Below are 10,067 nucleotides of genomic sequence, written 5' to 3' on the forward strand. Positions count from 1 at the left end.
GGTTGACGGACGCGACACTTGCAGAGAACCCTCAGTGTGTCGCGGGGAGGAACGATGACTGGGCTGCAAAACCTGCTGGGCAGGTTCGTGGGGCGCTCGAGTGTGGCGCTCGTATTGGTTGCTGCTGTCGTGGCGTTGGCCCCGATGGCCCCGATCGCGTGGGCGACACCCGAGGGTGACGCCGACGCCGCGATCACACAGGTCTGGGATGCCAACGGTGGTGACACCGGCACCTTGGGTCCCAAGGACGGTGGCGTCTATGCCGTCGGCGCTGGCTTCGGTCAGAACTTTGCCGGCGGGCGGATCTACTTCACCCCCGAGACCGGTGCGCGCATCATGCAGGGCGCGATTCTGGACAAGTATCTGGCGCTCGGCGGGCCCGCGGACGGTGATCTGGGCTTCCCGAACATCGATGAGGGTGCGGGCCGGGCGCCCGACAGTCGCAACACGACGTTCAGTGCGGTCGACAAGCCGGTCATCTTCTTCACCCCCGACACCGGTGCGCGGGTGGTTCGTGGCGCCATCAACGCGGCGTGGGACGCGCTTGGCGGATCCGCGGGTGTTCTCGGTGTGCCGACGGAGGACGAGGTCTACCGCGGTGAGGTGGTGTCTCAGAAGTTCACCGGTGGCGAGCTGTCGTGGAACCGGGCCACCAAGACCTTCACGACCACCCCGCCGGAGCTGGCCGATCAGCTCAAGGGTCTCGAGATCCCGGGCGACGCGACGTCGGAGATCAATGCGGCGCGGCGCGCCGCGGGTGGGCCGCTTGGCCCACTCGGCGCCCCCGACGGACCGCCGCAACCTGTCGGCGACGGCAATCTGGTGCAGGCGTTCGGCGGCGGCAAGATCTTCTACAGCCCCGACCACGGCGCCGATGTGATCACAGGCCAGCTGCTGGAGAAGTACGAGAGCGTGGGCGGGCCGACGAGTGACCTCGGCTTCCCGATCGCCTCCGAGGCCGATGGTGGTCTCGCCCCCGCCAGTCGCATCGCGAAGTTCGCCGCCCCCGACGAGCCGGTGATCTTCTGGACGCCGGACTTCGGCGCTGTGATCGTGCGCGGCGCGATGAACGCGGCCTGGGCCAAACTCGGCGGCGCGACCGGCGATCTCGGTGCGCCGACCGCAGATCAGACCGAAAACGGCGATGTGATCACCCAGAAGTTCGCCAACGGGGCGATCACGTTCGATCGTGCGAGCAACGAGTTCTCCACCGAGCCGCCGAATCTGGCCAACGCGCTCGCTGGTCTCGCGGTGCCCGGTCAGGACGCCCCGAGGGCCCCCCAGGCCACCGGGCCGGCAAGCGATGACGGCGGGCAGCCGTGGTATCAGAAGTGGTGGTGGGCACTCGCCCTCATACCCGTACTCGTCCTGGTGGGTGCCGTGGTCGTCGCGGTGATCCTGAACCGGCGGCGCGGTGAGGACCGCGCACCGATAGACCGCTTCGACGACTACGACGACTATGACGACGGCGATCGTGACGATCATGATCACGACGACGATCACGATCACGATGACGACGACGAGGGCAACGACTTCGCGTCCGGCCCGATGCCGTCAGCAGGCCCGACACCGGCCAGCCAGCAGCAGCCCTTCGTGCCGTTGAGCGCGTGGGCGATGCCGAAGGACGACGAGGGCGGTGGCCCCGCGACCCCGGCCGCGTCCGTGCCGCCGGAGGTTCCCGCCGCACGTTCGTTGGACGGTGGATTCTCCCTCGATCAGGACGCGATCGACACGAAGCCCAACCTCATTGTGAGCGTCGTCGAGGAGCGCGACTCCACCGACGAGGAGACCATGGAGGACTCGGAGGCCTCGGAGGTCTGGGAGGACACCGAGGCCGTCGACGATGACCTCGAGGCCGCGGACGCCGCCGAGGCGGTCGACCCCGCAGCGGTGGATCATCCAGAGGAGGCTCGCCCAGAGGAGGCGGAGGCCGTTAGTGGGCCGCCCAGCGGTCGGCATGCGGCCATACAGCTCGATGAGCCCGCACCGGCTCAGACGTCGTTGCGGCTGGCCTCCGATGAGGGTGATGGTGCCCCTGCTGGATATCCGATCAAGGCTGACACCAAGACGGGACTGTACTGGCTACCCGGCTCGGAGCAGTACGACCGGGTGAAGGCCGAGGTTTGGTTCGCCAGTGAGGAATTCGCTCTGACGAACGGCTTCGTCAGAGGCTGACGCGGCTGACCGCCGTCACACCTTGCGGAGGACGGTGACGACCTTGCCCAGGATGGCCGCGTCGTTACCGGGGATCGGGTCGAACACCGGGTTGTGCGGCATCAGCCAGACCTGTCCCCGGGTGCGCTTGAACGTCTTGACCGTTGCCTCGCCGTCGATCATGGCGGCCACGATGTCGCCGTTGTCGGCCACATTCTGCTGACGCACGACCACCCAGTCGCCGTCACAGATCGCGGCGTCGATCATCGACTCGCCGACGACCTTGAGAAGGAACAGCGATCCCTCGCCGACGAGTTCGCGCGGCAGGGGGAAGACGTCCTCCACCGCCTCTTCGGCAAGGATCGGACCACCCGCGGCGATCCGGCCGAGAACGGGTACGAAGGTGGGTTCGGGCAGCGTGTCTGAGCCGGCGACGTCGGTGGTCACGATCGGGGTCACCATGTCGTCGGAACCGCGCACGTCCACCGCGCGGGGCCGGTTGGCGTCGCGTCGTAGGAAGCCCTTGCGCTCCAACGTGCGCAGTTGGTGTGCGACCGATGACGTCGAGGTCAGGCCGACGGCATCGCCGATCTCTCGGATGCTCGGTGGATATCCCCTGGTGGTGACCGAATTGCGGATGACCTCGAGGATGGTGCGCTGACGTTCGGTCAGCGCGGCGTCACGGCGCACAGGTGTGTCGTCGCTTCCGTCTCGTGTGTCGCTGCTGTCACTCATGTTGGCGAATCTAGTCCTGTCAACTCCGATAATCAAACATGTGTTCGACGCGTGTCGGAGGCGGCGCGCGATGGCCGGAACTTGTCGGTGGTCGCCGATATCGTTTGCAACAGTTCGATCACATGTTCTATTCATCGAACACCTGATCGATTATATTTCGAACACACAAGCGAACACACGCTCCGCCGCTTCACCGAAAGGCTCGAAGATGACCATCATCACCAGGGAGAACCCGACCGATCTCATCGCTCGCCCGGTGCGGCGACGTCCCGATGTGTCGCGGGGTCCGCAACGCCGTCGGCCGGCCGCGGAGCCGCTGCGGTACCGCGGCACCGGCGTTCTGATGTCGCGGGCTTCGCACCGCCGCAAGCCCATCACACCGGTCACGACGGTGCTGCTGGCGCTGATGGCAGCCGGCATCACGGTGTGGCTCGGACTAGTGGCCCAGTTCGGCGCCCCGCCCGAGGTGCCCCAGCCCGTGCCGGGCCAGCTGGCCGTCGTCCAGGTGCAAATGGGGGAGTCGCTGCAGCAGCTTGCCCGTCGCGTGGCCCCCGATGCGCCCACCGGTGCGGTCGTTGATCAGATCCGTGAGCTCAACGAATTGGATTCCGCCGCGGTCGATGCCGGGCAGACGCTTATCGCCCCCGTGGGCTGACGTGCGCCGTGCGCCGTGAACCCTGCGCCCGTGCGACGGTACGCTCGTATGCGACCGGGTTGCCCGGGCTGGTCATAGGCGGCGAAGGAGCGGTGATGCACTGTCCGTTCTGCCGTCACCCTGACTCTCGAGTGGTCGACTCCCGTGAGGCCGATGAGGGGCAGGCCATCCGCCGCCGCCGCTCGTGCCCGGAGTGCGGCAAGCGTTTCACCACCGTCGAGACCGCCGTGTTGGCGGTCGTCAAGCGCAGCGGGGTCACCGAACCGTTCAGTCGGGAGAAGGTGATCAAGGGCGTCCGCCGGGCGTGCCAGGGCCGACAGGTCGACGACGACGCGCTGAACCTGCTGGCTCAGCAGGTCGAGGACACCGTCCGCGCCGCCGGATCACCCGAGGTTGCCAGCAATGAGGTCGGTCTGGCGATTCTTGGCCCGCTACGAGACCTCGACGAGGTGGCCTATCTGCGGTTCGCCTCGGTGTACCGGTCGTTCTCCTCGGCCGATGACTTCGAACGTGAGATCGAGGCGCTGCGCGCGCACCGCAAGGTCGCCCCCTCCAGCTGACCGGGCGAGCGGGTCAGTCGATCTGCCTGGTGCCGTCGTCGACGACCCGGCCTGCGACCTTCACCCAGCCCTGGGCGTCCCAGGACGTGCGAATGTGTGAACCCTTGCCCTGCGTGATGGAGAGATCGCGACTCAAGTAGTCCGTCATGCGCACGGCCGCCGAACCGGTGGCCTCGTCCTCGGGGATGCCGAAGTGGCTGGCGAACATCCGCGACCGGATCGCACCGGCGGCCCGATCGCTCCACGACCACACGTAGTGCTCGACGTCCTCGGCGTAGTCATCTGGATCGGCGGCTAGGACCTCGTCGATCGATGACATTTCGTAAATGGAGAACTCCGGTGCCCACTCCGCGCGCGCGGTGATCGTGGTGAACTCACCGTCGGGTGCAGACTGGTGCTCGACCTGCACCACCCCGGCGGGCACCTGCAGCGTGTTGACCGGCGTCCCGCGGTTGCGCAGCCACCAGCCCGCTCCCACGGTCGGATGCCCCGCGAACGGAAGCTCGGTCGTCGGGGTGAAGATGTGCGCTATGGCGGTGGTGGCTCCTGGTGCCGGCAGTCCGACGAAAATGGTTTCGCTGTAACCCAATTGCGTGGCGATGCGCTGGCGGTCGGAGGGGGGCACTTGGTCGGCGTCAACCACGCCCAGGGGATTGCCGTGATTGCCGTCGGAGTCGGTGAAGACGCGCAACACGGTCACGTCGATAGCCATCTGCCGATGCTACGTCGTCGGGCGGCCGGACTGGGCGGCTCTGCGACCTCAGGTGGCGCTGCGCTCGTCGGTGTCCATCGCGTCCAGCACCGCGGCCCGGGTGCCGGTGGGACCGGTCAAGTCGGCCTCGGTGACACCCGTACGCAGCAGGTTCCGAAGTGCTTCCTGGTCGTGTGTCGCGGGGGCTGTCGAGTCGATGAACGTCTCCACGAGCGCAACGAAGCGGTCCGGATCGTCGTGGAAGGGGAAGTGGCCTGAGCCCTCGAAGATCTCGAGTTGTGAGCCCGGCATCGCCGCGTGCGCCATGCGGCCGTGACTCACGGGGATCACCGAGTCCTTTGATCCCCAGATCAGTTGAACGGGAACGGATTCGGTCAGATAACATCGGTCGAGCATGGTGACCACCTGGCCCCGCCAGTCCACCACTGCACGCAGGGTGCGGGCAAAGGCGGATGACGCCGTCGGCTCCGGCAGGTCGGCCAGGATGCGCAGCATGTTGGGGATGTCGCGGCCGACACCGGTCTTGCCGAACAGGGCGCCGCCCACTCGGCCGACCAGTTGCAGGGCGGGCAACACCATGGGCAGGCGCAGCGCTGCGAGGGCCTCGCTGCCCATCGGAAGGGACGCGATGCGCAGTGCGACGTTGACGTCCTTGGTCACGCCGCCCGCGCCAACGAGGATGAGCCGGTCCACCAATTGTGGGAACTGGTAGGCGAATTGCATGGCGACCCCGCCGCCCAACGAGTGACCGACCACTGTCACTCGTTCGATGTCGAGGACACTGAGCAGGTCGCGCATGCCGTTGGCGTAGGCGGCGACCGAGTAGTCGGCGCGCGGCTTGTCCGACTTCCCGTGACCCAGCAGGTCGGGCGCGATGACGGTGAACCGCTGCGCGAGCTTGGTCTGGACCGTGGTCCATGTCGTGGAGTTGTCGCCGATGCCGTGAATCAGCAGGATCGGGGGACCGGATCCGGCCACTCGGAAGGCGCGACGGTATCCGTGGATGGTGCGGTACTCCAACGTCGGGACGATTTCACGCACGGGTCGTAGGTGGGACTTCTGGTCCGTCGTCATCCGCCAACTCCGTCGTCGGGCCCGTCAGGGCGATGCAGGTCCGTCGCGCCCGTCGGTGGGCTCGTCACCGGCCTGCTCGGCGAGGAAGCGTTCGAATTCCGCGCCCAGTTCATCGCCGCTGGGCAGATCTTCGTCCCGGGCCAGCAGTGACCGGTTCTCCTGAGCAGCGACGAAAGCATCGTACTGGTGCTCCAGCGCAGAAACCACTTGAGCGACCTCGGTGCTGGCCTCGACCTGCTCGGCGATCTTGGTGTGCACCTCCGCGCTCGCCTGACCGAGTGCCGTGAGCGGAATCTGCAGCGCAGCCGCCCTGCTGACCTCGGCCAACAGGGCCTCGGCTGCGGGCGGGTAGTCCGTTTGTGCCAGGTAGTGCGGTACGTGCACGGTGAATCCCAGGGCTTCGTGCCCGTGCTGCGACATCCGGTACTCGAGCAGATTCGACACGCTCGCGGGGACCTGAACCTCACCGACCCACGGCTGGTGCTCGGCGATCAGTTCCTTGTCGGTGGCGTGCGCGGTCATGGTGACCGGGCGAGTGTGCGGCACGGCCATCGGAATGGTGCCCAGTCCGATGACCTTGCGGACGCCGAGACGCTCTGCCAGCAGACGAACCGCCGCGATGAACCGTTCCCATTTCAGGTCGGGCTCCATGCCCGCCAGCAGCAGAAACGGCGTGCCCACGCTGTCGTGCAGGGCGTAGAGGTTCAGCACGGGATCTTCGTAGTGGGTGAAGTGATCGGTCTTGAATGTCATCAGCGGTCGCCGCGACCGGTAGTCCAGCAGGTCGTCGATGGCGAACGACGCGACGAGCTCGGTGTCGAGAGTGTCCGTGAGGTGGGTGGCGGCCAACCGGATGGCGTGACCTGCGTCGGAGAAGCCCTCGAGGGCGTGAATCATCACGGGCCCCCGACCATCGGGCAGCGATAATTGTGGTGCGGGGAACTCCAGCTCGTACATCCCGTTCTGTTCGGGCTGATACTGCTGTTCCGGGTTGTCGGCCATCGCCTTGCCTCCTCACCACGGGTCATCGACGGTCGGACCGCCACACTCCGTGATCTCTAGTGTCCCGCACGTTGGGGTATCTGCCATCGCAGGCCCACCCTTCGTTATGAACGCGACAGTGTGCTGGGCGAATTCCTAGGTACATCGGGCACCATCGTCAGATGAGGATCCGGATGCTTGCGCTGGCCGCCCTGGTGGCGCTGGCGCCGGGGTGTTCCGACCGGGCGGTGTCCCCGCGACCGGCGGTGCCCCCGCATCCGGCCGGAGTCGAGGCGACCGCGGCGAGCGCGGCGTCTGTCGAACCGGACCGGCGCATCGGTGCCGTGTTCCTCGGCAACCAGACGCTGCACACCTGCTCGGGTTCGGTGCTCGACTCCAAGGACGGTGATCTGATCATCACCGCGGCGCACTGCATATCCGACGGGATCGACGCCTACTTCGTGCCTGGTTTCTCCGATGACGCAGAGCCAGAGGACTTCTGGCACATCGACGCGGTCTACCTGGACCCTCGCTGGGTGTCCGATCAGGACCCGGTGGCGGACTACGCCATCGCCCGAGTGAGCAGGGCTGGCGGTGACTCGGTCGAGTCGGCAGCGGGTGGCGGTTTCGTGCTCGGTTCCGCGCCGCGCCAGGGTGTGGCGATCACGCTGACCGGCTACGCGCTGGGCATCGGGGGAGGACCAGTCGGGTGCAGTACCGCCACCACGGCGACCGAACGGGGATACCCCGCGTTGCCCTGCACGGGGCTGTCCGACGGCACGAGTGGCTCGCCCTGGGTGTCCGGCGCGACGATCGCGGGTCTGACCGGCGGGTTGGACGGTGGTGGCTGCGACGAGGCGGTGTCCTACTCGGCGCCCTTCGGACCTGCCGTGGCGCACCTGTTGGAGCGCGCCGAGGCGGGCGGGGAGGGTGACGATGCCCCGACGATGCTGGACGACGGCTGCTAGGCGCGGAACTGACTCAGTGCCCTGAGCTTGTTCATCACGTCCAGTGCGGCGACCTTGTAGGCCTCTGAGAACGTCGGGTAGTTGATGACGGCGTCGACCAGGTACTCAACGGTGCCGCCGCAGCCCATCACGGCCTGGCCGATGTGCACCAGTTCGGTCGCTGACGTACCGAAGATGTGCACGCCCAGGATGCGTAGGTCCTCGGTCGAGACGAGCAGTTTGAGCATGCCGTAGGAGTCACCGGCGATCTGGCCGCGGGCGAGTTCGCGGTAGCGCGACACCCCCACCTCGTAGGGGATCGAGTCCTTGGTCAGTTCCACCTCGGTGGCTCCGACATAGGAGACCTCCGGAATGGAGTAGATGCCGATCGGTTGCAGCTCGGTCATGCCCTTACACGGCTCGCCGAACGCGTGATACGCCGCGAGACGGCCCTGATCCATTGAGGTGGCGGCCAGCGCGGGGAAGCCGATGACGTCGCCGACGGCGTAGATGTGGTCGACCTTGGTCTGGTAGTTCTCGTCGACGAAGATGCGCCCGCGATCGTCGGCCTCCAGACCGGCCGCGTCGAGGTCGAGGTGATCGGTCTGTCCCTGCCGTCCCGCCGAGTACATGACGGTGTCCGCCGGGATCTGCTTGCCGCTGGCCAGGGTGGTGACGGTGCCGGCAGAGCCGACGTCGACGGCGGTCACCTCCTCGCCGAACCGGAACGTGACCGCCAGATCCCGCAGATGGAAGCGCAGCGACTCCACGATCTCCGGGTCGCAGAACTCCAGCATTGCCGCGCGCTTCTCCACGACCGTGACCTTGGTGCCCAACGCGGCGAACATCGAGGCGTACTCGATGCCGATGACCCCGGCGCCGACGACGACCATCGAGGTCGGAATGGTTTTGAGGTCCAGGATCCCGTCAGAGTCCAGGACGCGATCCTCGTCGAACTCGACGCCGGGGGGCCGGGCCGGCTTGGTGCCGGTGGCGATGACGATGTGTCGGCCCGAGACGGTGATTCGCTCGGCCCGCGACGGGTCCTCGATCAGGATGGAGTGGTCGTCGACGAAGCGGGCGTGCCCGACGTACAACTCGACGCGGTTGCGCATCAGCTGAGCGCGCACGACGTCGACCTCCTTGCCGATCACGTGCTGTGTGCGGGCCAGCAGGTCGGCGGGGGTGATCTTGTCCTTGACGCGATAGCTGTCGCCGTACAGCTCGCGCTGGCTCATACCGGTGAGGTAGACGACGGCCTCGCGCAACGTCTTCGACGGGATCGTGCCGGTGTTCACGCAGACGCCGCCGAGCATCCGGCCTCGCTCGATCACCGCGACCGACTTGCCGAGCTTGGCCGCCGCGATGGCAGCCTTCTGGCCGCCGGGACCGGATCCGATGACGACGAGGTCGTACTCCTGCGAGGAACCCATGGGTGTAGTCCTACGCCGCTTGCCTCAACCCTGCATGCCGACGGCGTCAATACCGGGTGAACACCGTCCCCACGGGCCACAGTTTCTTCCCGATGGGAAGCCTGTCAGTAGTCGGATGCCACCTCGGGACCAGACGTGCTGAGCAGGGCTCTCGATCCCGACACGCCGAGCCGTGTTGCGCCCGCCGCGATCATCGCCTGTGCCTGCTCGAGGGTGCGCACACCGCCGGATGCCTTCACCGCGAGTCCACCGCCGTGGACGGTGCGGTACATCAGCTCGACCGCGTGAGTGCTGGCACCGCCGGCCGGATGGAAACCCGTTGAGGTCTTGACGAAGTCGGCGCGCGCTGCCAGGGCTGCACGGCACACCCCGACGATCTCGTCGTCGGTCAACGCGGCCGACTCGATGATCACCTTCAGTACCGTCGGCGCCGGCGTGGCGACGCGCACCGCTGCGATATCGGCCTCGACGCGGTCGAACAAGCCCTCCTTCGCCACCCCGATGTCGATCACCATGTCGATCTCGTCCGCGCCGAGGCGCACTGCTTCGGCGGCCTCGGCAGCCTTGACCGCAGAGCTGTGCTTCCCGCTCGGAAAGCCGCACACCACTGCGACTTTCAGGCCCGAGTCGGAAGGGACGCTGATCGGTAGCATCGATGGTGACACGCACACCGAGTACGTGCCCAGTGCCACTGCCTCGGCGATCAGCGCCTCCACGTCGGCCGCGGTCGCCTCCGGCTTGAGCAGGGTGTGGTCGATCATTGCGGCGACCGCAGTGGTGGTCAGCTGTGTGTCGGTAGTCATCGGATTCGAAGCC

The 10,067-nt window shown here is 67.0% G+C and carries 10 protein-coding genes; 4 read left to right on the plus strand and 6 right to left on the minus strand.

Translation table 11 applies throughout. The features are described 5' to 3' along the window. The first annotated feature begins 54 nt into the window (after window positions 1-54). Window positions 55-2,175, plus strand: a complete 2,121-nt coding sequence (locus ACZY0X_RS23400; protein WP_463773812.1) for an LGFP repeat-containing protein — start codon at window positions 55-57, stop codon at window positions 2,173-2,175. A gap of 15 nt (window positions 2,176-2,190) precedes the next feature. Here ACZY0X_RS23400 and lexA read toward each other — a convergent pair whose 3' ends face one another. Further along, complete coding sequence (gene lexA / locus ACZY0X_RS23405; RefSeq protein ID WP_241399532.1) at window positions 2,191-2,889, minus strand: transcriptional repressor LexA; 699 nt, start codon at window positions 2,887-2,889, stop codon at window positions 2,191-2,193. Window positions 2,890-3,097: 208 nt separating this feature from the next. Between lexA and ACZY0X_RS23410 the strand changes: the two genes are divergently transcribed. After that, window positions 3,098-3,544 (plus strand): LysM peptidoglycan-binding domain-containing protein, encoded by a 447-nt coding sequence (locus ACZY0X_RS23410; RefSeq protein ID WP_463773814.1) that lies wholly within the window; start codon window positions 3,098-3,100, stop codon window positions 3,542-3,544. A 95-nt stretch (window positions 3,545-3,639) separates the two neighbouring features. Beyond that, window positions 3,640-4,104 carry a transcriptional regulator NrdR gene (gene nrdR / locus ACZY0X_RS23415; RefSeq protein WP_463773816.1) on the plus strand — a complete coding sequence of 155 codons (465 nt, stop codon included), beginning with the start codon at window positions 3,640-3,642 and terminating at the stop codon, window positions 4,102-4,104. Window positions 4,105-4,117: 13 nt separating this feature from the next. Here nrdR and ACZY0X_RS23420 read toward each other — a convergent pair whose 3' ends face one another. From ACZY0X_RS23420 to ACZY0X_RS23430, 3 genes are read right to left on the minus strand one after another with little or no spacing between them, the layout of a single operon-like run. Continuing rightward, a complete protein-coding gene (locus ACZY0X_RS23420) occupies window positions 4,118-4,816 on the minus strand; it encodes a PhzF family phenazine biosynthesis protein (protein ID WP_463773817.1) in 699 nt (232 codons plus the stop codon). A gap of 48 nt (window positions 4,817-4,864) precedes the next feature. Continuing rightward, on the minus strand, window positions 4,865-5,890 hold the full coding sequence (locus ACZY0X_RS23425) for an alpha/beta fold hydrolase (protein ID WP_463773819.1): 1,026 nt from the start codon (window positions 5,888-5,890) through the stop codon (window positions 4,865-4,867). A gap of 24 nt (window positions 5,891-5,914) precedes the next feature. Next, a complete protein-coding gene (locus ACZY0X_RS23430) occupies window positions 5,915-6,892 on the minus strand; it encodes a proteasome assembly chaperone family protein (protein WP_463773821.1) in 978 nt (325 codons plus the stop codon). 161 nt (window positions 6,893-7,053) lie between these two features. Here ACZY0X_RS23430 and ACZY0X_RS23435 point away from each other — a divergent pair, with 161 nt between their 5' ends. Beyond that, window positions 7,054-7,839 carry a trypsin-like serine peptidase gene (locus ACZY0X_RS23435; RefSeq protein WP_463773822.1) on the plus strand — a complete coding sequence of 262 codons (786 nt, stop codon included), beginning with the start codon at window positions 7,054-7,056 and terminating at the stop codon, window positions 7,837-7,839. Here the strand turns inward: ACZY0X_RS23435 and sthA are convergent. Both sthA and deoC read right to left on the minus strand, forming a co-directional pair. Then, window positions 7,836-9,251, minus strand: a complete 1,416-nt coding sequence (gene sthA / locus ACZY0X_RS23440; RefSeq protein WP_463773824.1) for a Si-specific NAD(P)(+) transhydrogenase — start codon at window positions 9,249-9,251, stop codon at window positions 7,836-7,838. The two genes, ACZY0X_RS23435 and sthA, sit on opposite strands and share 4 nt — an antisense overlap. Before the next feature lie 104 nt (window positions 9,252-9,355). Continuing rightward, window positions 9,356-10,054, minus strand: a complete 699-nt coding sequence (deoC, locus tag ACZY0X_RS23445) for a deoxyribose-phosphate aldolase (RefSeq protein WP_463773825.1) — start codon at window positions 10,052-10,054, stop codon at window positions 9,356-9,358. Window positions 10,055-10,067: the final 13 nt, after the last annotated feature.

This window comes from Mycobacterium sp. IDUB_39 (genome assembly GCF_055419205.1).